Here is a 25,183-nt window from a genome sequence, read left to right as displayed (position 1 = left end):
AAAAACTTAAATCAGTGGTGATCGTGTGCCTGGCCGATGTACACCAGCGTCAGCATCATGAAAATGAAAGCCTGGAGCAGAACGATCAGGATGTGGAAGATCGCCCATACCGTACCGGCCAGCACATGACCGACGAAGCCCAGCGCGGTGAGGTCCGCACCGAACGTCCAGATGGAACCCAGCAGCGCGATCAGCAGGAACACCAGTTCGCCGGCGTACATGTTGCCGAACAACCGCATGCCCAGCGAAACCGCCTTGGCCAGGAATTCGATCAGGTTCAGGATCAGGTTGAACGGGGCCAGGTACCACTTGGCGCCGAACGGAGCCGACAGCAGTTCATGGGCGAAGCCGCCCACGCCCTTGATCTTGAAGCTGTAATAGACCATCAGCACCAGCACTGCGCACGACATGCCCAGCGTACCGTTCAGGTCGGCCGTGGCAACCGCGCGGTGGTGCGGCAGATGGATGTGGAAAATGCCCAGCAGGCCGTTCAGGCCGGTAACCCAGTCGACCGGGATCAAGTCGACGGCATTCATCACCGTGATCCAGCAGAACACCATCAGTGCCAGCGGAGCGATGAAGGAGCGGTCGCCATGGATGATGCCCTTGGCCTGGTCGTCGACCATCTCGACGATCATTTCCACGAAAGCCTGGAAGCGGCCCGGCACGCCGGCGGTCGCGCGGCGCGCGGCGGCGTACAGGAAAATCACGGCGATGGCGCCGCACAGCACTGACCAGAACACGGTGTCGTAGTTGAGGACGCTGAAGTCAACGACGGAGGCTTGCTTGCCGCCAACCGTGTTGAGGTTCTGCAAGTGTTCGGCGATATAGCCGGAGGGGGTGAGGGCCTGTTCGGCGCCTTGAGCAGCTGACATGTCGAAACGAACCGTAATATTGCGAAACCAGTTGCCGGCATTTTGCCGGTACGCTTCTTGCACCGCCTTCAGCACACATTGCTGGTCACCGCGGGCAAGCTCGTTTGAACCTTATCCACGCCGCGCTTCACTGTTGTGACGCGCCACGCAAAAACATCTTGATATTCTGTTTTCGTGCCCCACTTCGACGAGAAGCACACTTATCCGACTTACCGCGCCTGGCCGCCCACCCTGGGGCACAACCTCAGCGAATCGCCAGCGCGACCCAGTAGGTCTTGAGCACAAGCAGGAACGTGACCAGCATCGGCACCCAGCGCAACTCGCTGTACAGCACCACTACCAGGACGAACAACCCGGCGGTGGCAAACACCTTGATCGCCTCGCCGACCACCAGTCCGCTGATCGAGGGACGCTCGCGCGCCATCCAGAGTCGCAGCGCGAAGAAACCGCTGGGCACGAAACACACCGTGCCACCGAATAGTGCCGACCAACCCGCCGCGCCTGCGTTGCCGCCAGCAAAAAGTCGCCAGGCAATGGCCGACAACAAAGTAACCGCAACCTGCGCCAGCACGACCCTGCCGGGCGTCATGCGCGAAGGGCGCAGCGCGCGCTCGCCGAACAGCGTTTCCGCCTCGACGCGCGACAGCGGATCGACCGCCTCCTCTTCACGCTCTGCCTCGTCTTCCCAGGCATCGCGCGTCTGCCAGTCGGTTTTCCGACCAGCATCCTGACGATCTGAAACCACCTGCTATTGCCTTTGCTCGTTGCTGCTTGTTGTTTAATCCGCCCCGGAACTTTTCTGGACCGGCCGGAATTCAAACCGCACGATTTTACGAGGAATGCACCATGCGAGTCAATCTGCTTACAGACGCCTTGCAACAGTCCGCATTTCACTTGCAATCGCCACGAACCCATAGTGCGTGCGCGGCCGACGCCCGGCAATAACGTGCCAGGTAATTGGACTACCCAAGGGTGGTGGCGCACTATGGTCGTCTATCGGCCTTGCACAGACCTTACACAGGCGTACGCGCGCCGGGGCAGAGCCGGCCCGGCATCAAATTGCACCGGGCCGCTGCACAGCCGCGTCGACCGTTAATCGCGCACTATTTTCGGGAAATCCCGCTCAGGTGGGTGACTGGCTTTCGCCGGGCTCGCGCAGGCGTGTCAGCACACCGTCGAGCGCATCATTGGTGGTGAAGTGAATGGTGAGCTGGCCTTTGCCCCGCACGCCCAGCTTGATCTGTACCGGCAGGCCAAGCACGTCGGATAGTTCTTCCTCAAGGCGGGCCACGTCGCGCGCCGGCGCGCCATTGTTCGGCTTCTGCAACCGGAGGTCAAAGGGCTTGAGGGTGGAGGCTACCAGCTTTTCGGTCTCGCGCACCGATAAACGTTTGTTAACGATCTGATTGGCGAGCGTGATCTGATTGGCGCCGTCGGCGGAGAGCAGCGCACGGGCGTGGCCCATGTCGAGGTCGCCGGCCATCAGCATGGTCTGCACCGGCTGGGCCAGGTTCAGCAGACGCAGCAGATTGGACACCGCGCTGCGCGAGCGCCCTACCGATTCCGCTGCCTGCTCGTGGGTGAAATTGAATTCGCGCACCAGGCGCATGATGCCCTGCGCTTCTTCCAGCGGGTTGAGGTCTTCACGCTGGATATTCTCGATGAGCGCCATCGCGGCCGCGGCTTCGTCGGCCACGTCCTTGACCAGCACCGGCACCTCTTCGAGCCCGGCGATCCTGGAGGCGCGGAAGCGGCGCTCACCGGCAATGATCTCGTAGCGATCCGGCTCTGCAACGCGGCGCACCAGGATCGGCTGCATCAGGCCTTGGGCACGAATGCTCGCGGCCAGCTCCTGCAGCGCGCCTTCGTCCATGCGCGTGCGCGGCTGGTACTTGCCGGGCTGGAGCTGGTCCAGGCGGAGCACGGAGGGGGCGCCCTCCTGCTTCACGGCATCGACGATCTCGGCTGGCCCACCCAGCAGGGCTTCCAGTCCGCGGCCCAGGCCCTTCTTCTTCGCGGTGCTCATCTCGGTATCCTGTATTCGGTGACTCTCAACCCGGTGACTCTCAGCCCGGCGTTCAGTCGAGTTGCTTGACGCGCGCGATCATCTCGGCGCCGAAATCGAGGTAGGCCTTGGCCCCCTTGGACGACGGATCGAACGCCACGCCAGGCATGCCATAGGACGGTGCTTCCGCCAGCCGCACATTGCGCGGGATGACGGTCTTGAACACCTTCTCGCCAAAATGCGACTCAAGCTGGGCCGACACCTGCTGCTGCAAGGTGACACGTGGATCAAACATCACACGAAGCAAGCCAATCACCTTCAGGTCGCGATTGAGGTTGGCGTGCACCTGCTTGATGGTATTGACGAGATCGGACAGCCCTTCCAGCGCGAAGTATTCGCACTGCATCGGCACGATCACGCCGTTGGCCGCGCACAGCCCGTTGAGGGTCAGCAGCGACAGCGATGGCGGGCAGTCGATCAACACGAAATCGTATTCGGCATCGACCTCGGCAATGGCGTTCTTGAGACGTTTCTCGCGCTGGTCCAGTTCGACCAGTTCCACTTCCGCGCCGGCCAGTTCGCGGTTGGCGGGCAGCACATCGTACTTGCCGGATTCGGAATGCTGGCGTGCCTGGCTCACCGTCGACAAGCCAACCAGCACCTGGTAGACGCTGTGCTCGAGCGACTGCTTGTCGATGCCGGAACCCATCGAGGCATTGCCCTGGGGATCCAGGTCGATCAGCAACACACGCTGGTCCTGTGCCGCCAAGCCGGCGGCAAGGTTCACCGTGGTGGTGGTCTTGCCGACGCCGCCCTTCTGGTTTGCGATCACGAATACCTTGGCCATATGTTCCTGCTGCTCCTGCTTGATTTCTACCTGCCGGGGGTGGGCGCCGGCGACAACCACCGGCCGGGTCAGCGGCGCGACAGCACCACCAGGTGACGTTCTGCGTCCAGTTCCGGTACGGTCAGGCGTGGTATTGCCTCGACCTGCCACTCGGCCATCAGGCCGGCCGCTTCCATGCGATCGAGTTCGGGCTGAGGATAAACGCCCTTCATGGCAATCAGCTTGCCGCCCGGCGCCAGCAGGTGGCCGGCAAGCGATACGAAATCGCTCAGCTCGGCAAACGCACGAGACGTGATGACCGCGTAGCCCTTGCCGTCTTCCAGCTTTTCGACCGGGCCCCAATGGGCAGCCGCGTTGGACAGGCCAAGCTGTGCCCGGCATTGCGTCAGGAAGGCGGTTTTCTTTTGCACGATGTCGACCATCAGCACCGACAGGTCGGGACACGTGATGGCCAGCGGCAGACCAGGCATGCCGCCGCCCGAGCCCACGTCCAGCACCCGGCCACGCGCGCCCTCCTCCACCTCCGCGGCGCGAGCCGCTTGCGCCAGCGCCGGCACGGCGGCCAGCGAGTCGAGCATGTGATGGGTCAACATCTCGTCGGGATGACGGATGGCGGTCAGGTTATAGATGGCGTTCCATTTGCGCAGCAGTGCCAGGTAGGCAAACAACTGATCGATCTGGCTCGTGCAGACCGCCAGGCCGATGGCGGACAAGCCGGCCTCCAGGCGGCGGCGCTGGTCGGCGTCGTCCACGGCCGCGTAACGTTGGTTCCTCACTCAGGCGGCCTCTTGGCTGGAGTCGGACTTGGTACGCCCCATGCCCTTCTTTTTCAGATGGACCAGCAGCAGCGAGATCGCAGCCGGCGTCACGCCAGAAATACGCGATGCCTGGCCGAGGGTCTCGGGCCGGTGCTGATTCAGCTTCTGGCCAACCTCGATGCCAAGGCCGCGCACTTCCGTGTAGTCGAAATCTTCAGGCAGGCGGGTGGATTCGTTGGCTTCGAGCTTGTCCACCTCCGCGGCTTGCCGGGCGATGTAGCCGTGATACTTGATGCCGATCTCGATCTGCTCGCGAATCTGCGCGACCAGCAGCGGGTCGGCATCGAGTGCCTGGGCGGGTGCGAACTTCCCTTCCTGCAACGCCATCAGCGCTTCGTACGTGACAGCGGGACGGCGCAGCAGATCGGCGAGGTTGTACTCACGCTCAATCGCTTTGCCCAGCAGCGGCACGGCATCGGCTTCCGGCAGGATGCCCGGATTGACCCAGGTACTCTTCAGCCGCTCTGTTTCACGTGAAACAGCGTCGCGCTTTCGGTTAAATGCATCCCAGCGCACATCATCGACCACGCCCAGCTCCCGACCGGCCTCGGTCAATCGCATATCGGCATTATCTTCCCGCAGGCTCAAACGGAACTCGGCGCGGCTGGTGAACATTCGGTACGGTTCCGAGACCCCACGGGTGATCAGATCGTCGACCAGAACCCCAAGATAGGCTTGGTCCCGCCGGGGAGTCCAGGCATCGCGCTCCCGCACGAAGCAGCCGGCATTGATTCCGGCCAGCAGGCCCTGGGCAGCGGCTTCCTCGTAGCCGGTGGTGCCGTTGATCTGCCCGGCAAAGAACAAGCCGCTGATGGCCTTGGACTCCAGCGAGGCCTTGAGGGCGCGCGGATCGAAGTAGTCGTACTCAATGGCGTAGCCCGGGCGCAGGATGTGCGCGTTCTCCATGCCGCGGATCGAGTGCACCAGGGCAAGTTGCACGTCGAACGGCAGGCTGGTGGAGATACCGTTGGGGTAGAACTCGTTGGTCGTCAGCCCTTCGGGTTCCAGGAAGATCTGGTGGCTGTCCTTGCTGGCAAAGCGGTGGATCTTGTCCTCGATGCTGGGACAGTACCGCGGCCCTACCCCTTCGATCACGCCGGTGTACATCGGCGAGCGATCCAGGCCGCCACGGATGATGTCGTGGGTCCGGCTGTTGGTATGCGTGATCCAGCACGGCAGTTGCTGCGGGTGCTGATCGGTACGGCCAAGGAAGGAGAACACCGGCACCGGATCGAGATCGCCGGGCTGCTCATCCATCACGGAGAAGTCGATGGTGCGTCCGTCGATGCGCGGCGGCGTACCCGTCTTCAGGCGGCCCTGCGGCAGCTTGAGCTCCTTCAGGCGCGCCGAAAGCGAGACCGAGGCGGGGTCGCCCGCGCGACCGCCAGTATAGTTATCCAGCCCGACGTGAATCTTTCCATCGAGGAAGGTACCAGCGGTCAGCACCACGGCGCGTGCGCGGAAGGTGATGCCGACCTGCGTGACGGCGCCGACAACACGATCACCCTCCACCACCAGGTCATCCACGGCCTGCTGGAACAGCATCAGGTTGGGTTGATTCTCCAGCCGCGCGCGAATCGCCTTGCGATACAGCACACGGTCCGCCTGAGCGCGGGTAGCGCGTACGGCCGGGCCCTTGCTGGAATTCAGGATGCGGAATTGGATGCCCGACTCATCCGTGGCCGCCGCCATGGCGCCGCCCATTGCATCCACCTCCTTGACGAGATGGCCCTTGCCAATGCCGCCGATGGACGGATTGCAGCTCATCTGACCAAGGGTCTCGATGTTGTGGCTCAGCAGCAGCGTCTGGCAACCCATACGCGCCGCGGCGAGTGCAGCTTCCGTGCCGGCGTGGCCACCACCGACAACAATGACATCGAATTCTTTTGGGTAAAGCATGGAGGCACCTCCTCCGGGAGGCTAGCGGGAATAAATCGGGATGCCGAATTATAACGGCAATCTCCGTGGCGTCCCTGCGCCGCGGCATGTTTCACGTGAAACATGCGCCATGAAGAACTTGGGTGTGTTCCACGTGAAACAAAAAACCGGGCGCAATGGCCCGGCTTTCTTGTGTGCACAGCGAAGGGGCGAGGCACTTACGGTCTGCGCTGCTCGCTCAGATAAGCGCCGATGCGCTCGACAAGTCGACCAAGATTTGTCCGGAGCTCGTCAAAGCCACCGTTACGCTCACGCGTCACTTCATCCATATACAGCGGCCGGCGAATCTCGATCTGCAAGCTGTTACGCCGCTCGGCCGGGCGGCCGATCTGTGCGATCAGTTGCACGCCCTTGTATGGATCGTTGCGCGCCACGGTATATCCCAGCGCGCGCAGTTCCGACGCCACCAGCCCGACAAAGCCGGCCTCGCAGGTGGCCCCATCTCGGTCGCCCAGCACGAAATCCGCCAGCGGGTGTGGACTCTGAATCTTGAGACGCTCGTACGCATCGTTCGGCATCGAGTGCAGGTTCAGATGCCAGACCGACCCGAAGCGCCGATAGGTGTCCTCCACCGCTTCCGACAGCGCCTGATGATAGGGGCGATAGTAGGTGTCGATCCGGTCGCGTACCTCTTGCAGCGAGAGCTTGCGGTCATAGATCGGGGTGGCCGCATCCATGTTGCGCCAGATCAGCCCGTAGCCGAGGCGAGTCTTCTCGCCCGGCGCCAGCGGCTCGGGCCACGTGCCATCCAGCAAGTCGGGGTCCAGATCATCGAGCGTGCGATTGGGATCGATGTAGACACGCGGAAAATTAGCCGCGATCAGCGTACCGCCAACGCGTGGCACGGATTCCCACAGCGCGTCTATGTGCGTGTCCTCGCCGGCACGCAACCGCTGCGTGGGGATGGCCGCCCGGAAGTCTTGCGGATAATGGGTGCCACTATGCGGTGAGTCGCACACCAGCGGCAGCGTCTGGGCCGAAGGCGCGAAGCGGACGACGGGCTCGAAGTTGTCGCTCATCGCCGTCAGTCCAGCTTGATATTGGCGGCCTTGGCCACGCGTGCATAGCGCGCCATCGCCTGCTGGATTTGCACCTTGAACCCGTCCGGCGTGGTCGGTACCAGCGTGCCGCCAGACTCCTCCACCTTGCGCTTGAACTCTGGATTCAGCATCGCCTTGTGGATGGCGTCGTTGAGCTTGGCGACGATAGCCGGCGGCGTGCCGGCCGGTGCGACGATGCCGAACCAGCCGCCATCGCCCATTTCCTTATAGCCCAGTTCCGCATAGGTCGGGACGTTGGGCAGCTGCGGCGAACGGGCGGAACCGAGCACCGCCAGCGCTCGCAGCCGGCCCGATTTCACGTGGGGCAGCGTAGACGAAAGGTTGTCGGTAATGGCGTTGACCTGCCCTGCCACCGCATCGTTGAGTGCCAGGCCGGCGCCCTTGTACGGCACGTGCAGCATGTCGATCTTGGCCAGCATCATGAAGTTCTCGATGTTCACATGGCCGAGCGAACCAGCGCCGGGAGAAGCAAAGCTGTACTTGCCGGGATTGGCGCGGACAAGCGCGACGAATTCCTGCATGGTCTTGGCCGGCACGCTGGGGTGCACGGCGAATACGCTCGGGATGGCGATCACGTTGGTCACCGGCGCGAAATCCTTGATCGGATCGTAGTTCAGCTTGGGATAGACAGCCGGGTTCGAGCCGTGCGTGCTGACCGTCGCCATGCCGATGGTGTAGCCGTCCGGCGCCGCGCGGGCAACCTGCTCCATGCCCAGCGAGCCACCGGCACCCCCCTTGTTCTCCACCACGATGGACTGGCCCAGCTCGCGCCCGCCGAACTCCGCCACCAGGCGTGCCGACAGGTCGGTCGAGCCGCCCGCGGCAAACGGCACGATCAGGCGAATCGGCTTGTTCGGATAGTTGGCCTGCGCTTGCGCGCCACCGGCTACGGCCAGGCTGGCGCATGCCGCCAGGCAAGACAAGACAAAATGCCGGCGCGGCAGTTGGGCTCGGATCATGCGGACTTCTCCTTGGATTTCTATGAGTTGGCCCGCCAAGTGTCGGGAGTTTACCGAGTCCGCACAAACGACTATATTGCACGGTTGCATTACCAAAGATCATTCTCGGCACACCCACCTCCACCGCATGCGGCTACGCTCGCCCTCGATGTCCGAACTCCATGCCTTTGCCGCGGTCGCGCGGCTGGGCAGCTTCACGCGCGCGGCCGAAGACCTGTGCGTGACCCAGGGCGCGATCAGCCGTGCAATTGCCCGGCTGGAATCCCACTTTGGCCAACCCCTGCTCCAGCGCAATGCGCATCGACTGACGCTAACCGATGCCGGCAAGCAGTTGCTGGAGGCCGTGGCCGGCCCGCTGGCCGCCATTGAGAATGCCAGCGCCGCCCTCCTCGCCCGTGACCGCCAGCACCACCTGACGCTGTCGGCCGTGCCCACGCTGGCCAGCGTATGGCTGGTGCCCAGGCTGCCGGATTTCCACCGCCGCTACCCCGACGTCCGCCTGGACTTCGTGCCCTACCGGCGCGATGAGGACTTCTCAGGTCCCGCGCCCGATGCCGCCATCCTGCCGGGCACGCCGGATCGCTGGCCAGGCCTGCAATCCGACTACGTGATCGGCCGTGAGATGGTGCCCATCTGCCACCCTGAGCGCGCCCTCGCCCGCCATGAGGCCGGCCGCTGGTCCGAGCCCGCCGAACTCCTCGGTGAGCCCCTGCTCTATCACACCACCGCACCGGCAAACTGGCAGCACTGGCTATACGCCGCCGGCGTACCCAGTGCTGCGCCAACGCTCTCGAAAGGCTTCGACCAGGTCTCGATCCTGGTGCAAGCGGTCAAGGCGGATATGGGCGTAGCGGTATTGCAGCGTTGCCTGGTACGGGATGAGATTGCCGCAGGGCGCGTGGTGGCGCCGTTCGATTTGCCGATCCGGCTGACACGCGGCTACTTCCTGTGCGTACAGCGGGAGCGGCGGGACCATCCGGCGTTTGCGCAGTTTCGCGCATGGTTGCTCGGTGTGGCGGCACAGGATCCGGATGTGCTTCAGCTCAATGAAGAAAATTCGCCAGAAAAATAGAAATAGACTCTATTTGCCGGATTGCATCCATCAGGTACATAAATCTCAGCATCCGGCAACCATCACATCAGCACGACGAATATTAATAGCAAGTTTTAGTCTAAGTACATTTATCTTGTGAATCCAAAGCGTACCAGCCGCTGCGCTATCCTGCTGACAACGTCACCAACAATCCGGTTACATCTTGAAATGCACCTGAAGAATAATAACGGCAGGCATTGCCAATCATTATTTTTCTAGTGAATTCCGACAACAGGAAGCGCTGACTAGGCCGCCTTCTTCGCCAACCCCAGATACGTCTCGATCACCTTCGGGTTAGCCGCAAGCTCGCCAGCCGGCCCCTCCATCGCCATATCCCCCGTCTCGATCACGTACCCGTAGTCCGCCACCTGCAGCGCAGCCCGCGCGTTCTGCTCGATCAGCAGCGTCGCCACCCCCGTCTTGCGCAGGTCATTGATGATGTGAAAGATCTCCTTGACGATCAGCGGCGCCAGCCCCAGGCTCGGCTCGTCCAGCATCAGCAGTTGCGGCTTGGCCATCAGCGCACGGCCTACCGCCAGCATCTGGCGCTCGCCCCCGGACAGCGTGCCGGCGTCCTGCTTCGCACGTTCCTTCAGGCGCGGGAACAGGCCGTAGACCACTTCCATCTGGTCCAGGAAGTTCTTCTCACCCGCACGCTTGCGGCGATAGGCGCCCAGCACCAGGTTGTCCGCCACGCTCATCGAGCCAAACAGTTCGCGCTTCTCCGGCACCAGGCACATCCCGCGCGCCACGCGCCCTTCCGCCGGCAGGCCGGCGAGGTCGTGGCCGAGGTAGGTCACCGCGCCGGTGGACGAACCGCTCACCGGCAGCGCGCCCATGATGGCGTTGAGCATGGTGGACTTGCCCGCGCCATTGGGGCCGATCACCGTGACGATCTTTCCCGCTTCCACTTTCAGGTTGGCACCGTGCACGGCTTCGACCTTGCCGTAGCGCACGTGCAGGTCCTTCACTTCCAGGATGAGGCTCATTGTCGTTTCCTTACTCCACGCCACCGAGGTAGGCCTCGAGCACCGCCGGGTCCTTCTGCACGTCCTCGGGCACACCTTCCGCAATGCGCGTACCGAACTCCATCACCACCAGACGGTCCGTCAGGTTCATCACGAAGTCCATGTCGTGCTCGACCAGCAGCACGCTCATGCCCTCGCCCTTGAGCTTCTTCAGCAGCTCGGCCAGCGCCTGCTTCTCCTTGTAGCGCAGCCCCGCCGCGGGCTCATCTAACAACAGCAGCGCGGGATCGCAGCACAGTGCGCGCGCGATCTCCAGGATGCGTTGCTGGCCCAGCGCGAGGCTGCCGGCTTCCATGTACATGCAGTCGGCCAGGCCCACGCGCTCGAGCTGGCGCGCGGCTTCGTGCAGCAGCTTGGCCTCCTCGTTCTTGTTCATGCGCAGGATCGCTGCCGTCACGCCGCCCTGCGGCGCAAAGTCGCCGCGCAGGTGCGCGCCGATGGCCACGTTCTCCAGCACGGTCATGGTGGACAGCAGATGCACGTGCTGGAAGGTGCGGCCGATGCCGCGCTTGACGATCTCGCGCGAAGGCAGTCCGGAGATCTGCTCGCCGCGATACAGCACCTCGCCGCGCGTGGCGGGCAGCACGCCGGTGACCAGATTGAAGGTGGTGGACTTGCCCGCGCCGTTGGGACCGATCAGCCCGATGATCTCGCCCGCGCGGACCTGGAAGCTCACGTCGTTGACCGCCACCAGCCCGCCGAACTCCTTGCGCGCGGCTTTGACATCGAGGATCAGTTCGCCGGCCTGCGGCTTGGCGCGCAATGGCAGCGCGCTCGCTTGCGCCGGCGCCATCACCGGCGGCCCGCTGGGGAACAGCTTCTTGATGAACGGCCAGAGGCCATCGCGCGCGTATTGCAGCAGCAGCACCATCAGCACGCCGAACACGATGGTCTCGAAGTTGCCGTTGGCGCCCAGCAGCTTGGGCAGCACGCCTTGCAGCACGTCCTTCAGGATGGTGAGGATGCCGGCGCCGAGCACCGCACCCCACACGTGGCCTACGCCGCCCACCACCGCCATGAACAGGTACTCGATGCCGTAGTTCAGGCCAAACGGCGTGGGGTTCACCGCGCGCTGCAAATGCGCGTAGAGAAAGCCGGAGATGCAGGCCAGCATCGCCGCCACCACGAAGATCACCACCTTCATCCACGCGGTGTTCACGCCCATCGCCTCGGCCATGGTGCCCCCGCCCTTCAGCGCGCGGATGGCGCGGCCCGGGCGTGAGTTGAGCAGGTTCTGCATGGCGATCACCGACACCAGCACCACGGCCCAGATCAGGTAGAACATCGAGCGCCCGGAGGCCAGCTCGATGCCGAGCACGTGCAGCACGGGAATGCCGTTGAGGCCGTCGTACTTGCCGAGGAATTCCAGGTTGCCGAACAGGAAAAACAGCGACAGGCCCCAGGCGATGGTGGCGAGCGGCAGGTAGTGGCCCGACATGCGCATGGTGATCAGGCCGATCACATAGGCCGAGGCCATCGTGATCACCAGCCCGACCAGCAGGCCGAGCCAGGGCGACAGCCCGAACTGCGTGGTGAGGTAGGCGGTGCTGTAGGCACCCAGCCCGACGAAAGCGGCCTGGCCGAACGAGGTCATGCCGCCCACGCCGGTGAGCAAGACCAGGCCGATGGCGACGATGCTGTACAGGCCGATGTAGTTGCCCAGCGTGATCCAGAATTCGGGCGTGGGCAGCACGGGCAACAGCGCCAGGACTACCGCGAAGGCCAGCAGGAAGATTCGGTTCTTGAGGTTGGTGTTCATGGCGTGTCCCTTATTCCTCGTCTTCCACATGCTTGCTGGTGAGCGAGCGCCACAGCAGCACGGGCAGGATCAGGGTGAACACGATGACCTCCTTGAACGCACTGGCCCAGAAGGACGAATACGATTCGAGCAGCCCCACCAGGATGGCGCCGGCGGCCGCCACCGGGTAGCTCACCAGACCACCCACGATCGCACCGACGAAGCCCTTCAGGCCGATCAGGAAGCCAGATTCGTAGTACACCGTGGTCAGCGGTGCAATCAGGATCCCGCACAGCGCGCCCATTGCCGCTGCCAGCGTGAACGAAAGGCGCCCGGCCTGCGTCGTGCCGATGCCGACCAGCCGCGCGCCCAGGCGATTGACCGCCGTGGCACGCAGCGCCTTGCCGACGATGGTGCGTTCGAAGTAGAAATACAGCCCCGCGATCATCAGTGCCGATACGCCGACCACCCAAAGGCTCTGACCGGAGATCGTCAGGCTGCCCACTTCAAAGCGTGCCTCGGAGAAAGGCGCGGTGCGCGAGCCCTCGGCGCCGAACATCACCAGCCCCAGCCCCACCAGTGCAAAGTGCACGCCCACCGAGACGATCAGCAGCACCAGCGTGCTGGCTTCGGCCAGCGGCTGGTAGGCAAGGCGGTACAGCATGGGTCCGAGCGGAATCACGATCAGCAGCGTCAGCGCGATCTGCGCCAGCATAGGCATCGACTGCCCATCGAAGTTCTGCGCCAGCAGATGCACGGCCAGCGGGAAGACCAGGTATTTGCCGGCCAGTACCGCGATCCGCCTGGGTGCGGTCCGGCGCAGTTCGGCGCTGCGCAGGATGGTGACCGTCTCATAGACAAAGGTGAGCACGCCCATGACCAGCAGCAGCCAGCTGCTTTGCGGCGCATGGCCAGACTGGATCGCCGCCAGGGTCAGCGCGCCATAGGCGACGAACTCCCCTTGCGGAATGAAGATGACGCGGGTCACCGAGAACACCAGCACCAGGGCCAGCGCGAGCAGCGCATAGATGGCGCCCGAGGTGATGCCGTCCTGCGCCAGGATGGCGGCGATCGAGAGGTCCATTGTCTCCCCGTATTGTTGGTGAGTCCGGCCGGCGGAGGGAAGCCGGCTGGCTTGTGAAATTACGAGTTACGAAATATGAAACAACTTACGCATAGCGGAAATCCCGACGAACCCTTAGATTCCGCAGTGCCGCATCGGTAATCTGGCACAGCAGGCGGGAAGCTATGCCTATGACGGGTGCAGCATATCCGCGGCGCACCATGGCAGTCATCCCGTCTCGCTTGCCTTGGCAAACGCCAATTTCATTAACACGTTAAAGATCTCGCATGGCGGATGCGGTGTCAAGTGCGGGATTGCCAGTAGTCGCGCAGTGGCGTGGGATGGCATGAGACGACATGAGACGGCATCAACAAAAAGGGCGCATGGCTGGCCATGCGCCCTTCTTGCGTCAAATGCAGCCAGTCGTGCCGCTTACTTGGTCTGCAGCTTCCACTTGCCGTCGACGATCTCCACCATCACGCGCGCGCGCTGGTCCAGGCCAAGGTGGTCGGTCGGCGTCATGTTCATGATGCCGTGGGAGATCGGCAGCTCCTTGGTCTGCTCCATGGCATCGCGCAGCGCCTTGCGGAACTCCTTGGTGCCCGGCTGGCCCTTTTTCAGCGCCTCCGGGATGGCACGCTGCAGCAGCAGGCCGGCATCCCAGGCATGGCCGCCGAAGGTCGAGACCTGGCCGCCAAATGCCTTCTCGTAAGCCGTCTTGTAGGTGATGGCGGGCTTCTTCACCGGGTTGGTGTCCGGCAGCTGCTCGGCCACCAGCAGCGGGCCGGCCGGCAGGAAGGTCCCTTCGCAATCCTTGCCGCACACGCGCAGGAAGTCGGCGTTGGCCACACCGTGGGTCTGGTAGATCTTGCCCTTCCAGCCACGCTCCTTGAGCGCCTTGGCGGGCAGCGCGGCGGGCGTGCCCGAGCCCGCGATCAGCACGGCGTCGGGGTTGGTGCCCATCATCTTGAGCACCTGGCCGGTAACCGAGGTGTCGGTGCGCGCAAAGCGCTCGTTGGCCACCACCTTGATCTTGCGCATCTCGCCGACCTTGGCGAACTCTTGCGCCCAGCTATCGCCATAGGCATCCGCGAAGCCGATAAAGGCAACCGTCTTCACGTTGTGGTTGGTCATGTGCTCGGCAATGGCGGTGGCCATGTGCGAGTCGTTCTGCGGCGTCTTGAAGACCCAGGCGCGCTTGGCATCCATCGGCTCGATGATGCGGGCCGAGGCGGCCAGCGTGATCATCGGCGTGTCGTTCTCGGCGACGACATCCACCATGGCCAGCGAGTTGGGCGTCACGGTGGAACCGACTATCACATCGACCTTGTCTTCGCTGATCAGCTTGCGCGTATTCTTGACCGCCGTGGTGGTGTCCGACGCATCGTCGAGCACGATGTACTCGATCTTCTTGCCAGCGATCTCCTTGGGCAGCAGCGAGATGGTGTTCTTCTCGGGAATGCCCAGCGAGGCGGCGGGCCCGGTGGCCGATAGTGTTACCCCGACCTTGACCTGTGCGCTGGCGGTGCCGGCGCACAGGCTGGCGGCGGCGAGAGCCAGCAGGCTGGCGCGCTTGAATGTCATCGTGTCTCCTTCCATTGCGGCAAACGGAAGAGGCATCCGTGCCGCCTCGCGGCCAGTCGGATGCCTCAATCTGGTCTTCTGGTCTGTCTTGTCCTGGTGGATCTTATTGTGCCGGTGCCCTTGCGGTGCTTTTCAGGCCCGTATCCAGGCGCAACGCCGGCGCCTGCCTGCTACCCCGGGGCGATGGGCGAATCCGTATCCGCCCTGCCCCAATCTCCCGTCCTGCGCGTCATCCCCGGCGGCGCTCGGCAGGGCTCGCCAGGCAATGCCATGGTGCGCCACGCCGGCCGCTCATTCACCGACCGCCCGGTCGGGAATGCGTAGCGAGTCTAGCAACAGGCATATCGCCGGGCTAGCGGGATTAACCCGCATCGCAGCATGCAAGCGACACGGCTGCGAACCGGCGCTCAGCGGCCGAACGCATCCCAGGCGGTTTTCACGATCAGTGCCGCCACCACCACGATGAACACGCGCCGCACAAAGGCGCTGCCATGCTTGAGCGCGAGGCGGCTGCCAATCTGGCTGCCGCCCACGTTAGCCACCGCCATGACCAGCCCTAGCTGCCACCAGACGTGCCCCTTCGCCGCCAGCAGCAGCAAGGCTGCCAGGTTGGTGGCGAGGTTGACCACCTTGGTCGATGCCGAGGCGTGCAGGAAATCGTAGCCGAACACGCGCACGAACACGATCATCAGGAAGCTGCCGGTGCCTGGCCCGAACACGCCGTCGTAGAAGCCGATCACGGCGCCCGCCAGCAAAGCCGCGGCGCGCTCCTTGCCGCCGCGAAGCGACGGTGCGTGCTCGGTGCCGAGGCTCTTCTTGGCCACCGTATAGACCAGCAGGGCCACCAGGATAAAGGGCAACGACTTGCGCAGCGGCTCCGCGGGAATCAGCGTGAGCGCGTAAGCGCCCGCCATCGAGAAGGCAAAGGCCGACAGCATCGTCGGCAAGGTCGCGCCCCAGTAGATGCGCACGCTGCGGCCATAGCGCAACGCCGCATTGGTGGTACCAGCGAGCGACGCCACCTTGCTGGTGCCGAGCAGCGTGGCCGGCGCCATGTTGGGATAGGCCGAAAACAGCGCGGGGATCTGCACCAGGCCACCGCCGCCGGCGACAGCATCGATCAGGCCGGCGAGAAAAGCGGCAACAGCAAGAAACGCGAATTCCATGGACGCGGGCAGGCGAAGAAAGAGAAAACGGAGGGAACGAGGGAAGGAGGCGAACCAAGCGCGGCAGGCGCGCTGGAAGCGTCAGCCCAGTATCTTGGCGGCTGGTGACAAATTGAGATGCCACAGGCCGCTGGCATGCGGGGCAAAGCCCGCCGGTGCGGCCTGCGCCGCCGTCAGCAGCGCTGGCGCCAGCAACAGATGGCGCACGCCATGCGCGCTGCACCAGTCGGCCAGCAGGCCGCAGCAATCCAGCAGCAAGGCGGCACTCCTGCCCGCCGGCACGTCACCGGCCCACCATTCGGTGGCAAGCGCCGCAAGGCCGGCAAGTTCGAGATGCGGTATCAACGTAACGGGCAGGCAGCCGAGCAGATCCGGGCCGGCGCTGGCCTGCGCCACCACACAGGCCCCGCGCTCCGGCCGGGCAAGCAGGCCCTCCAGCAGCGCCTGCCTGGCACGCGCCGCCGCGACAGGCAATGCGTGCCGTGATTGCAGCCAGGCGCCCAGGTTTTGCGCATCGCCAGTCCCGGCCAGGCGTATCGAGGTCGGGGGCACAGCGGGTTCAGGCGAGGAGGGAATGAGAAAGGGGGAATCTGACGGCATGGCGGGCCCGGTGGCAAGGCCGCATTGTCGCATGTGCAATCGGTGGCTTTGACGACGATTCCGCATGGCGAAAACATCACGCACCAGGAACGGGCATACCACCCGGAAATTAAAAAAGGCGTTGCCGAGGATCACCCGGCAACGCCCTTATCTTATATTGACACTGCAGCCTAGTGACTGCGCGCCTGTCGTCTCCTCGCTTCCGCCTCCATTTAACCTGCGAAAACCGTATATGGAATGTAACGAAGCGGTGCGTTTCGAGCAAGCTAGAAGAAACCCTAGCCCCAAAATCGGGCATGTCGCCCCACGATCACTCCCGAGCCTTCCCAAAGCGGGCAAGAAGCTCGCCCATGATGCCGCGGCGGAACGTCAATACGCAGATCACGAAGATCACGCCGGTCACCATTGTGACGGATTCGCCCAGTGAGTTGAACCACTCGATGCCCGTCGTCGAGGCCAGGAAGGTGCCGATGTCGCCAAGCTTGTTTTCCAGCGCCACCACCACGAAAGCCCCGACCAGCGGTCCCGAAAGCGTGCCCAGGCCGCCAACCAGCGTCATCAGGATCACCGAGCCCGACATGGACCAGTGCACGTCGGTCAGCGTGGCAAAGCCCAGCACCAGCGCCTTGATCGACCCGGCCAGCCCGGAAAGCGCCGCAGACAGCACAAACACCATCAACTTGAAGCGGTCCGTATCGTAGCCCAGCGAGATGGTGCGCGGCTCGTTTTCCTTGATCGCCTTGAGGATCTGGCCGAACGGCGAATGCACGGTCCGCACGATCAGCGCGAAGGCCGCCACGATGATCGCCAGCGCCACGTAATACAGTGTCAGATCGTTGGCTAGCGACAACACACCGAACAGCTTGCCGCGCGGAATGCCCTGCAAGCCATCCTCGCCCCCGGTGTACGGCACCTGCAGGCAGAAGAAGAACAGCATCTGCGCCAGCGCCAGCGTGATCATCGAGAAATAGATGCCTTGCCGGCGAATCGCGATGTACCCGACCACGTAGCCGATCAAGGCACCCGCCAGCGTGCCCAGCACCAGCCCGACCTCAGGCGTGACGCCCCACGCCTTCATCGCGTGCCCGGCCGTATAGGCCGCGCCGCCAAAGAAGGCCGCATGGCCGAACGACAGCAGCCCGGTATAGCCGATCAGCAGGTTGAAGGCGCACGCGAACAGCGCGAAGCACAGCACCTTGAGCACGAACACCGGATACGCTCCGGCCATCGGCGCCAGGACCAGCGCTGCCAGCAACAATCCGTACAACAGTTTCTTCTGCACGCCCCGCCCCTGTCTTGTCTGCCCCGCGGCCACTGCCGCGCCGGTTGGTTGGTTCATCACTTCTCCCTCCCGAACAGTCCGGCCGGGCGCAGCATCAGCACGATCACCATGATGAAGAACACGACCGTGGAGGAGGCCTCGGGATAGAACACCTTGGTCAGGCCCTCGATCACGCCCAGGCCGAGGCCGGTCAGGATCGAGCCCATGATCGAGCCCATCCCGCCGATCACCACCACCGCGAACACGATGATGATCAGGTTCTGCCCCATCAGCGGCGAGATCTGGATCACCGGTGCCGCGAGCACGCCGGCAAATGCCGCCAGCGCCACGCCGAACCCGTAGGTCAGCGTCACCATCAGCGGCACGTTGACGCCAAAGGCTTCAACCAGCTTGGGGTTCTCGGTGCCAGCGCGCAAATAAGCGCCCAGCTTGGTCTTCTCGATCAGGTACCAGGTGGAGAAGCACACCACCAGCGAGGCAGCCACCACCCAGGCCCGATAGTTCGGCAGGATCATGAAGCCCAGATCCGTGGCGCCGCTCAGCGCCTCGGGCGCCGAGTACGGCAGTCCCGACACCCCATAGATCGAGCGGAAGATGCCTTCGATCACCAGCGTGATGCCGAGCGTCAGCAGCAGGCCGTAGATATGGTCGAGCTTGTAGATCCAGCGCAGCATGGTGCGCTCGATCACGATGCCGATCAGTGCCACCGCGAGCGGCGACAGCACCAGCATCACCCAGTAGTTGAGCCCGGCGTACTCCATGCCCATCCAGGCCAGGACCGCGCCGAGCATGAACAGCGCCCCGTGGGCAAAATTGATGACGTTGAGCAGTCCGAAGATGACCGCAAGGCCAAGACTCAACATCGCATAGAAGGCACCGTTGACCAGTCCCAGCAGTAACTGGGACAGCATGGCGGGCAGAGGAATACCGAAGATGTCCATCGCAGGCGTTACCGTTTGCGCACCAGCCGGGATTCGTCGTTCCCCGCCAGGCAGGCGCTGTCAAAATGAAGCGAAGAAAGACACTGGCCCCCGCTGCCGAACCCGGTCAACATGCAACGGTCCCGGGCGGGGGCGCCATACCTCAATCAACTCTACGCAACTCAACTCAGTTCAAACGCTTACTTCTTCATCATCGCGCACTTCGATTCCGCCACCGTGGTGAAAGCCTGCTCACCCGGGATCGTGGCCACCACCTTCAGGTAGTCCCACGGCTTCTTCGATTCGGCCGGCGACTTCACCTGCATCAGGTACATGTCGTGGATGCCGCGGCCGTCCTGGCGGATGTAGCCCTTGGTGTAGAAGTCGTTGATCTTCATCTTCTTGAGCTCGGCCATGACCTTGTCCGGGTCATCCGTCTTGGCTGCCTCGACCGCCTTCAGGTAGGTATGCGCGGCGGAGTAGTCGGCGGCCTGCAAGCTGCTCGGCATCTTCTTCATCTTGGTGAAGAAGCGCGCGGCGAATTTGCGCGTATCGTCGTTCATGTCCCAGTACCAGCTGTCGGTCATCAGCAGGCCTTCGGTGTTCTTCAAGCCCAGGCTGTGGATGTCGTTGATGAACATCAGCAGGCCGGCGATCTTCATCGTCTTGGTGATGCCGAATTCCTTGGCCGCCTTGATCGCGTTGATGGTGTCGCCGCCGGCATTGGCCAGGCCCAGGATCTGCGCCTTGGACGCTTGCGCCTGCAGCAGGAACGACGAGAAGTCGGAGGCCGACAGCGGATGGCGCACCGCGCCCACCACCGTGCCACCGTTGGCCTTCACCACGGCCGCGGTATCGTTTTCCAGCGAGTGGCCGAAGGCATAGTCGGCGGTCAGGAAGAACCACGACTTGCCACCCTGCTTGACCACCGCGCTGCCGGTACCCTTGGCGAGCGCCACCGTGTCATACGCAAAGTGCACGGTGTAAGGCGAGCACTCTTCGTTGGTCAGGCGCGCCGAGCCGGCACCGATATTGAAGTAGACCTTCTTCTTCTCCGAGGCCACCTTGTTCATGGCCAGGCCGGTGGCGGAATTGGTGCCGCCGATCAGCACGTCCAGGCCCTGCTGGTCCATCCACTCGCGCGCCTTCGAGGCGGCGATGTCGGCCTTGTTCTGGTGATCGGCCGAGACCAGCTCGATCGGCTTGCCCAGCACCTTGCCACCGTTGTCCTCGATCGCCATCTTGATGGCTTCGAGGCCGCCCGGGCCGTCGATGTCGGCGTACAAGCCCGACATGTCGGTGATGTAGCCGATCTTGACGGTATCGCCCGAGACCTGCGCCGATGCCGAACCCATTGCCACGCCCGTTACGATAGCCGCCAGAGCGACCGCCAGCCGAGTCATCTTCATTGCCTGTCTCCTTAGTTTCGGCGGCACCTGACGCCACCCGTTCCTGCCCTAAAACAATGCCTGCGATTCATGACAGCGCCGCGCGCCGATTCGAATCAGACCCCAAGCAACTCGTTGAGCACCGGCATCTTGGCCTGCAGCTCGGCAGCCGCGAAGCGCTCGACGATCGTGCCGTGTTCCATCACATAAAAACGGTCGGCCAGCGGCGCGGCAAAGCGGAAGTTCTGCTCCACCATCACCACCGTGTAGCCCTTTTTCTTGAGCATCAGGATCATGCGCGCCAGCGCTTGCACGATCACGGGCGCAAGACCCTCCGAGATCTCGTCGAGCAGCAGCAGGTTGGCGCCGGTGCGCAGGATGCGCCCGACGGCCAGCATCTGCTGCTCGCCGCCCGACAGGCGCGTGCCCTGGCTCTGGCGGCGCTCCTTCAGGTTAGGGAACATCTCGTAGATCTCGGCCTCGCTCATGCCGGTGACCGCGCTGGTGCCCTGCCCTTTCAACAGCGGCGGCAGCATCAGGTTTTCTTCGCACGACAAGCTGGCGAAGATGCCCCGCTCTTCCGGGCAATAGCCGATGCCGCAGTGCGCGATCTTGTGCGTCGGCATGCCGATGGTCTCGGTGCCGTTGACGCGGATCGAGCCCTTGCGCTGGCCGGTCAGGCCCATGATGGCGCGCAACGTGGTGGTGCGCCCGGCGCCGTTGCGCCCTAGCAGGGTCACCACCTCGCCGGCATTCACGGTCAGGTCCACGCCATGCAGGATGTGCGATTCGCCATACCAGGCGTGCAGGTCCTTGATTTCTAGTGCGGGCGTTGTGCTCATCCTGGCTCCTCAGTGCGCGCCCTGCAGTTCGGCCTCGACGGTGCCCATATAGGCCTCCATCACGCGCGGGTCTTTCGATACCTCGGCGTACGGCCCCTCGGCCAGGATCGCGCCGCGCTGCAATACCGTGATCTTGTCGGCAATCGACGAGACCACGTTCATGTTGTGCTCCACCATCAGGATGGTGCGCCCCACCGCCACCTTGCGGATCAGCTCGGTCACGCGCGCCACGTCTTCATGGCCCATGCCCTGGGTCGGCTCGTCCAGCAGCATCATCTCCGGCTCCATCGCCAGCGTGGTGGCGATCTCGAGCGCGCGCTTGCGGCCGTACGGCAGGTTGACCGTCACCGTCTGCGCCACATCGCTCAGCCCGACCTGCTCCAGCAGCTCCATGCCGCGCGCGTTCAGCGCATCGAGCGTGGTTTCGCTGCGCCAGAAATGATAGGAAGTGCCAAGTTGCCGCTGCAGCCCGATGCGCACGTTCTCCAGCACCGTCAGGTGCGGGAACACGGCGGAGATCTGGAACGACCGGATCACCCCGCGCCGGGCAATCTGCGCCGGCTTTTCGCGGGTGATGTCGATGCCGTTGAACAGGATCGTGCCCGTGGTAGGCTCGAGGAACTTGGTCAGCAGGTTGAAGCAGGTGGTCTTGCCGGCGCCGTTGGGGCCGATCAAGGCATGGATGGAGCCGCGCCGCACCTTGAGGTTGACGTCGCTTACCGCGGTGAACCCCTTGAACTCCTTGGTGAGGTTCCGCGTTTCCAGGATCGATTCTTGCTGATTCATGGTCTCCTGCCCGCCCTCTTGCTGCGGCGCCGGCTTCTGGTCGGCACCGCCAAATGGTCAGAACTGTGGTGCCAGTCGCACCACCACGGCACAGGTCGCGCCAATCCAGTTGCGCTCCCCGTGGCTGTTGCGGCCCTCGCGCCGCTTGTATTTATTTGCTGCCTTTATTGCTGCCTGGATGTCCGCCGTGCGCGCCCCTCCCGGAACGCGCGACGCGCCCTTGTCGGGGCGCGCCAATGTGAGCAGTGCTGCACGGCATCTCGGCGTCTATTGTGTGCGTCTGCTGCGTCGCAAAACATCCGGGTTTGCACTGATTATGAAACATGAACCAGATGTCAGGTTGGTGTCAGGTTTGCCGCGCGTTCGCGGCAGGCGGCACACTCAGGCCTGGGTTGTGGCTCCCGCTTTGCTGGCCGGCTCAGCCCCCGCCGGGGAAACGGCGCCCTGCGCGACCCCTTGCGCCACGCCGCTCGCGCGCCGGCGCCGATCCTCCCGGATCATGTCGCTGGCGCGCTCCGCGATCATGATGGTCGGGGAGTTGGTGTTGCCCGAGGTGATCAGCGGCATGATCGATGCATCGACCACACGCAAGCCATCGATGCCGATCACGCGCAGGCGCTGGTCCACCACGGCCTGCGGGTCATCGGGACGGCCCATGCGGCAAGTGCCCACCGGATGGAAGATGGTGGTGCCGATCTCGCTCGCGGCCTGGGCCAGTTGCTCGTCGGTCTCGAACGCCGCGCCCGGCAGCCATTCCTGCGGCTTGTAGGGCGCGAGCGCGGGCGAGGCCACGATGCGCCGCGTCAGCCTCAGCGAATCCGCCGCGACCTTGCGGTCGGCGTCGGTCGTCAGATAGTTGGGCGCGATCACCGGCGCGTGGCGGAAATCCGGATCGGCGATGTGCACGCTGCCGCGCGAAGTCGGGCGCAGATTGCACACGCTGGCGGTAAACGCGTTGAAGCGATGCAACGGATCGCCGAACTTGTCGAGCGATAGCGGCTGCACGTGGTACTCCAGGTTGGGCCGCGCATACGATGCATCCGAGCGTGCGAAGGCGCCGAGCTGCGACGGCGCCATGCTCATCGGGCCGCTCTGGTTGACCGCGTACTGCAGGCCGATGCCAAGCTTGCCCCACCAGCTGCCCGCGCGCGTGTTGAGCGTGCGCACGCCCTGCACCTTGACCACGCTGCGCAGCTGCAAGTGGTCCTGCAGGTTTTCGCCCACGCCGGGCAACGCATGGCGCACCGCGATGCCCGCCGCCTGCAGCCGCTCGGGCTGGCCGATGCCGGACAGCTCCAGCAGCTGCGGCGTATTGACCGCGCCCGCTGCCAGGATGACTTCCTCGCGCGCTGCCGCCGTGAATGGCTTGCCGCCGCCGAGATAGTCCACACCGGTGCAGCGGCGTCCCGCGAACGTCAGCGCGCTCACCTGAGCGCCGGTGACGATCGTCAGGTTCGGCCGTTCCGCCGCGCGGCGCAGGAACGCCTTGGCGGTATTCCAGCGGATGCCGCGTCGCTGGTTGACCTCGAAGTAGCCCACGCCAAAGTTATCGCCGCGATTGAAGTCATCGGTGCGCGGGATGCCGGCCTGCTCGGCGGCATCGATAAAGCGCTCCAGGATGTCCCAGCGCAAGCGCTGCCCTTCCACCCGCCATTCGCCACCCGCGCCGTGGAATTCGTCGCCGCCGCGATGATGGTCCTCGCTGCGCTTGAACAGCGGCAGCACATTGTCCCAGCGCCAGCCGTCGTCGCCCGTCAGGCGCGCCCAGTCGTCATAGTCTTCACGCTGCCCGCGCATATAGATCATGCCGTTGATCGAGGACGAGCCACCCAGCACGCGCCCGCGCGGGTAGCCCAGCGAGCGCCCGCCCAGGCCGGCTTGCGCCACGGTGCGGTACATCCAGTCGGTGCGCGGGTTGCCGATGCAATACAGGTAGCCCACCGGGATGTGAATCCAGTGGTAGTCGTCGCGCCCGCCGGCTTCCAGCAGCAGCACGCTCACCTCGGGATCCTGGGTCAGGCGGTTGGCCAGCACGCAGCCTGCCGATCCGGCGCCGACGATGATGTAGTCGTATGTCTCCATGCTTTCTCTTGTCAGGCCTTGCGCCACGTTTGGAAAGGTTGATGATGAGCCCGCGCGGGAATATCCCGCCGGGATGGCAAATGCGTGCGTCCGTGCGCGGCATGCCGAACTTGGGCCACGGCTGCGCGCAATGGTTCAGGTGATGGCAGCCAGGGACACATCATGCGCGCTCACGCCGCCTGTGGCTGCAGATGCTTGCGCAGCCAGCCGGTGAGCGCGGCCAGTACCTCGCCGCGCAGCGGCTGTGCCTCGTTGAAGATCTCGTGGTAGCCGGTGTCGAACCAGAGCGCGTCGCGCAGGTCGGGCGGCGCGTTGTCGAAGAAGCGGCGGCTGCCGGCCGGATCGACGATGCGATCGTCGCCCGCCACCAGCATCAGCATGGGTGCTTCCAGCATGGGCGCATCGGTTTGCGCTTGCGCCATGCCGCGCACGAAGGTCTCCAGCACGCCGGCGCTGATGGTGCCCTGCACCAGCGGATCGGCGCGGTACTGCGCCACCACCGCGGCGTCGTGCGACAGGTAGCGCGCATCGATCGGGTTGGGCACGCGCAGGCGCGGCACCAGCGTCAGCAGCATGCGGTGCAGGGCCAGCATTGGGGCGGACAGCCTCAAGGCCAGCGCCGGCGATGACAGCACGAGCGCGCGGATGGGCCGCACGCGCGCGGTGGCAAAGCGCGCTGCCACCAGCCCGCCCATGCTGTGCCCCAGCAGGAACGGCAGCTCCCGCCACTGGCCCACCGCGGCGTCGTGGATTTCGGTGAGGTCTTCGACGAACACATCCGGATGCTCCGCCACCATGCGCGGGCCGCCGCTGGCGCCATGGCCGCGCTGGTCGTAGGCGCGCACACGCAGGCCCAGGCCGCACAGCAGTTCCGCCACGTGCTGGTAGCGGCCGCAATGCTCGGCCAGGCCGTGCACCAGCAACAGCGAACCGGCGGGTTCCGGGAACAGCTCGGGATCGGGCTGCCAGGTGCGCAGAAACAGTTCCGTGCCGTCGCGCATGCGCTGGCGGCTTTCGACGGGGGTGGCGGTCCGCGCGGGGGCCGCCACGGCAGGGCCGCCAACGTCGGTCGGCTCGGCGGGAGCAGCGGTACTCGGTCGATCCATTC

22 protein-coding genes are annotated in these 25,183 nt (G+C 64.3%); 1 reads left to right on the top strand and 21 read right to left on the bottom strand.

Translation table 11 applies throughout. From position 1 onward, the window contains the following. Nucleotides 1-11: 11 nt before the first annotated feature. The 8 genes from atpB to AC1RWI_RS15100 all read right to left on the bottom strand — a co-directional run bounded on the left by atpB (nt 12) and on the right by AC1RWI_RS15100 (nt 8,503). Entirely contained in the window at nt 12-875 is an 864-nt protein-coding gene (gene atpB / locus AC1RWI_RS15135) for a F0F1 ATP synthase subunit A (protein WP_043352467.1), read from the bottom strand. A 244-nt stretch (nt 876-1,119) separates the two neighbouring features. Then, entirely contained in the window at nt 1,120-1,620 is a 501-nt protein-coding gene (locus tag AC1RWI_RS15130; RefSeq protein ID WP_043350778.1) for an ATP synthase subunit I, read from the bottom strand. Nucleotides 1,621-1,998: 378 nt separating this feature from the next. Next, nucleotides 1,999-2,901 (bottom strand): ParB/RepB/Spo0J family partition protein, encoded by a 903-nt coding sequence (locus AC1RWI_RS15125; RefSeq protein WP_492867239.1) that lies wholly within the window; start codon nt 2,899-2,901, stop codon nt 1,999-2,001. 52 nt (nt 2,902-2,953) lie between these two features. Further along, complete coding sequence (locus AC1RWI_RS15120; protein WP_043350788.1) at nt 2,954-3,727, bottom strand: ParA family protein; 774 nt, start codon at nt 3,725-3,727, stop codon at nt 2,954-2,956. 68 nt (nt 3,728-3,795) lie between these two features. Beyond that, nucleotides 3,796-4,503: a 16S rRNA (guanine(527)-N(7))-methyltransferase RsmG gene (rsmG, locus tag AC1RWI_RS15115; protein ID WP_492867237.1), complete on the bottom strand. Its 708-nt coding sequence runs from the start codon at nt 4,501-4,503 to the stop codon at nt 3,796-3,798. Continuing rightward, nucleotides 4,504-6,444, bottom strand: a complete 1,941-nt coding sequence (gene mnmG / locus AC1RWI_RS15110; protein ID WP_492867235.1) for a tRNA uridine-5-carboxymethylaminomethyl(34) synthesis enzyme MnmG — start codon at nt 6,442-6,444, stop codon at nt 4,504-4,506. Nucleotides 6,445-6,641: 197 nt separating this feature from the next. Beyond that, nucleotides 6,642-7,502 (bottom strand): N-formylglutamate amidohydrolase, encoded by an 861-nt coding sequence (locus AC1RWI_RS15105; protein WP_492867233.1) that lies wholly within the window; start codon nt 7,500-7,502, stop codon nt 6,642-6,644. A gap of 5 nt (nt 7,503-7,507) precedes the next feature. Further along, nucleotides 7,508-8,503 carry a tripartite tricarboxylate transporter substrate binding protein BugE gene (locus AC1RWI_RS15100; protein WP_043350803.1) on the bottom strand — a complete coding sequence of 332 codons (996 nt, stop codon included), beginning with the start codon at nt 8,501-8,503 and terminating at the stop codon, nt 7,508-7,510. Between the two features lie 127 nt (nt 8,504-8,630). Here AC1RWI_RS15100 and AC1RWI_RS15095 point away from each other — a divergent pair, with 127 nt between their 5' ends. Next, a complete protein-coding gene (locus AC1RWI_RS15095) occupies nt 8,631-9,575 on the top strand; it encodes a LysR substrate-binding domain-containing protein (protein WP_492867230.1) in 945 nt (314 codons plus the stop codon). Between the two features lie 266 nt (nt 9,576-9,841). Here AC1RWI_RS15095 and AC1RWI_RS15090 read toward each other — a convergent pair whose 3' ends face one another. The 13 genes from AC1RWI_RS15090 to AC1RWI_RS15030 all read right to left on the bottom strand — a co-directional run bounded on the left by AC1RWI_RS15090 (nt 9,842) and on the right by AC1RWI_RS15030 (nt 25,181). Further along, the gene (locus tag AC1RWI_RS15090; RefSeq protein ID WP_043350811.1) at nt 9,842-10,585 is read right to left on the bottom strand and encodes an ABC transporter ATP-binding protein; all 744 of its coding nucleotides are present in this window, start codon (nt 10,583-10,585) and stop codon (nt 9,842-9,844) included. 10 nt (nt 10,586-10,595) lie between these two features. Then, nucleotides 10,596-12,383 (bottom strand): branched-chain amino acid ABC transporter ATP-binding protein/permease, encoded by a 1,788-nt coding sequence (locus AC1RWI_RS15085; protein WP_492867227.1) that lies wholly within the window; start codon nt 12,381-12,383, stop codon nt 10,596-10,598. Between the two features lie 10 nt (nt 12,384-12,393). Then, on the bottom strand, nt 12,394-13,446 hold the full coding sequence (locus AC1RWI_RS15080) for a branched-chain amino acid ABC transporter permease (protein WP_043350817.1): 1,053 nt from the start codon (nt 13,444-13,446) through the stop codon (nt 12,394-12,396). Between the two features lie 411 nt (nt 13,447-13,857). Then, on the bottom strand, nt 13,858-15,009 hold the full coding sequence (locus tag AC1RWI_RS15075) for an ABC transporter substrate-binding protein (protein ID WP_043350820.1): 1,152 nt from the start codon (nt 15,007-15,009) through the stop codon (nt 13,858-13,860). Between the two features lie 407 nt (nt 15,010-15,416). Continuing rightward, a complete protein-coding gene (locus AC1RWI_RS15070; protein ID WP_043350823.1) occupies nt 15,417-16,175 on the bottom strand; it encodes a sulfite exporter TauE/SafE family protein in 759 nt (252 codons plus the stop codon). A gap of 81 nt (nt 16,176-16,256) precedes the next feature. Then, nucleotides 16,257-16,775, bottom strand: coding sequence for a hypothetical protein (locus AC1RWI_RS15065; RefSeq protein WP_236701942.1), 519 nt, complete (start codon nt 16,773-16,775; stop codon nt 16,257-16,259). A 310-nt stretch (nt 16,776-17,085) separates the two neighbouring features. Next, nucleotides 17,086-18,114: a branched-chain amino acid ABC transporter permease gene (locus AC1RWI_RS15060; protein WP_043350829.1), complete on the bottom strand. Its 1,029-nt coding sequence runs from the start codon at nt 18,112-18,114 to the stop codon at nt 17,086-17,088. Then, a complete protein-coding gene (locus AC1RWI_RS15055; protein ID WP_043350832.1) occupies nt 18,114-18,998 on the bottom strand; it encodes a branched-chain amino acid ABC transporter permease in 885 nt (294 codons plus the stop codon). Before AC1RWI_RS15055 ends, AC1RWI_RS15060 begins: the two co-directional genes overlap by 1 nt. Before the next feature lie 179 nt (nt 18,999-19,177). After that, entirely contained in the window at nt 19,178-20,386 is a 1,209-nt protein-coding gene (locus AC1RWI_RS15050) for an ABC transporter substrate-binding protein (protein WP_492867223.1), read from the bottom strand. Nucleotides 20,387-20,481: 95 nt separating this feature from the next. Next, nucleotides 20,482-21,207, bottom strand: coding sequence for an ABC transporter ATP-binding protein (locus AC1RWI_RS15045; protein WP_043350837.1), 726 nt, complete (start codon nt 21,205-21,207; stop codon nt 20,482-20,484). 9 nt (nt 21,208-21,216) lie between these two features. Then, nucleotides 21,217-21,993 carry an ABC transporter ATP-binding protein gene (locus AC1RWI_RS15040; RefSeq protein ID WP_043350840.1) on the bottom strand — a complete coding sequence of 259 codons (777 nt, stop codon included), beginning with the start codon at nt 21,991-21,993 and terminating at the stop codon, nt 21,217-21,219. A 381-nt stretch (nt 21,994-22,374) separates the two neighbouring features. Next, a complete protein-coding gene (locus tag AC1RWI_RS15035) occupies nt 22,375-24,075 on the bottom strand; it encodes a GMC family oxidoreductase (RefSeq protein WP_043350843.1) in 1,701 nt (566 codons plus the stop codon). A 170-nt stretch (nt 24,076-24,245) separates the two neighbouring features. Then, nucleotides 24,246-25,181 (bottom strand): alpha/beta hydrolase, encoded by a 936-nt coding sequence (locus AC1RWI_RS15030; protein ID WP_043350845.1) that lies wholly within the window; start codon nt 25,179-25,181, stop codon nt 24,246-24,248. Between the last annotated feature and the right edge of the window lie 2 nt (nt 25,182-25,183).

Source organism: Cupriavidus sp. MPR-AND1C (assembly GCF_058809705.1).
This window is presented reverse-complemented; position numbering and strand designations above follow the sequence as displayed.

Coding starts and splice junctions, on each gene's coding strand:
- atpB (WP_043352467.1), bottom strand. CDS start 875: ATGTCAGCTGCTCAAGGCGCCGAACAGGCCCTCACCCCCTCCGGCTAT.
- AC1RWI_RS15125 (WP_492867239.1), bottom strand. CDS start 2,901: ATGAGCACCGCGAAGAAGAAGGGCCTGGGCCGCGGACTGGAAGCCCTG.
- AC1RWI_RS15120 (WP_043350788.1), bottom strand. CDS start 3,727: ATGGCCAAGGTATTCGTGATCGCAAACCAGAAGGGCGGCGTCGGCAAG.
- mnmG (WP_492867235.1), bottom strand. CDS start 6,444: ATGCTTTACCCAAAAGAATTCGATGTCATTGTTGTCGGTGGTGGCCAC.
- AC1RWI_RS15105 (WP_492867233.1), bottom strand. CDS start 7,502: ATGAGCGACAACTTCGAGCCCGTCGTCCGCTTCGCGCCTTCGGCCCAG.
- AC1RWI_RS15100 (WP_043350803.1), bottom strand. CDS start 8,503: ATGATCCGAGCCCAACTGCCGCGCCGGCATTTTGTCTTGTCTTGCCTG.
- AC1RWI_RS15095 (WP_492867230.1), top strand. CDS start 8,631: ATGCGGCTACGCTCGCCCTCGATGTCCGAACTCCATGCCTTTGCCGCG.
- AC1RWI_RS15090 (WP_043350811.1), bottom strand. CDS start 10,585: ATGAGCCTCATCCTGGAAGTGAAGGACCTGCACGTGCGCTACGGCAAG.
- AC1RWI_RS15085 (WP_492867227.1), bottom strand. CDS start 12,383: ATGAACACCAACCTCAAGAACCGAATCTTCCTGCTGGCCTTCGCGGTA.
- AC1RWI_RS15080 (WP_043350817.1), bottom strand. CDS start 13,446: ATGGACCTCTCGATCGCCGCCATCCTGGCGCAGGACGGCATCACCTCG.
- AC1RWI_RS15075 (WP_043350820.1), bottom strand. CDS start 15,009: ATGACATTCAAGCGCGCCAGCCTGCTGGCTCTCGCCGCCGCCAGCCTG.
- AC1RWI_RS15070 (WP_043350823.1), bottom strand. CDS start 16,175: ATGGAATTCGCGTTTCTTGCTGTTGCCGCTTTTCTCGCCGGCCTGATC.
- AC1RWI_RS15065 (WP_236701942.1), bottom strand. CDS start 16,775: ATGCCGTCAGATTCCCCCTTTCTCATTCCCTCCTCGCCTGAACCCGCT.
- AC1RWI_RS15060 (WP_043350829.1), bottom strand. CDS start 18,114: ATGAACCAACCAACCGGCGCGGCAGTGGCCGCGGGGCAGACAAGACAG.
- AC1RWI_RS15055 (WP_043350832.1), bottom strand. CDS start 18,998: ATGGACATCTTCGGTATTCCTCTGCCCGCCATGCTGTCCCAGTTACTG.
- AC1RWI_RS15050 (WP_492867223.1), bottom strand. CDS start 20,386: ATGAAGATGACTCGGCTGGCGGTCGCTCTGGCGGCTATCGTAACGGGC.
- AC1RWI_RS15045 (WP_043350837.1), bottom strand. CDS start 21,207: ATGAGCACAACGCCCGCACTAGAAATCAAGGACCTGCACGCCTGGTAT.
- AC1RWI_RS15040 (WP_043350840.1), bottom strand. CDS start 21,993: ATGAATCAGCAAGAATCGATCCTGGAAACGCGGAACCTCACCAAGGAG.
- AC1RWI_RS15035 (WP_043350843.1), bottom strand. CDS start 24,075: ATGGAGACATACGACTACATCATCGTCGGCGCCGGATCGGCAGGCTGC.
- AC1RWI_RS15030 (WP_043350845.1), bottom strand. CDS start 25,181: ATGGATCGACCGAGTACCGCTGCTCCCGCCGAGCCGACCGACGTTGGC.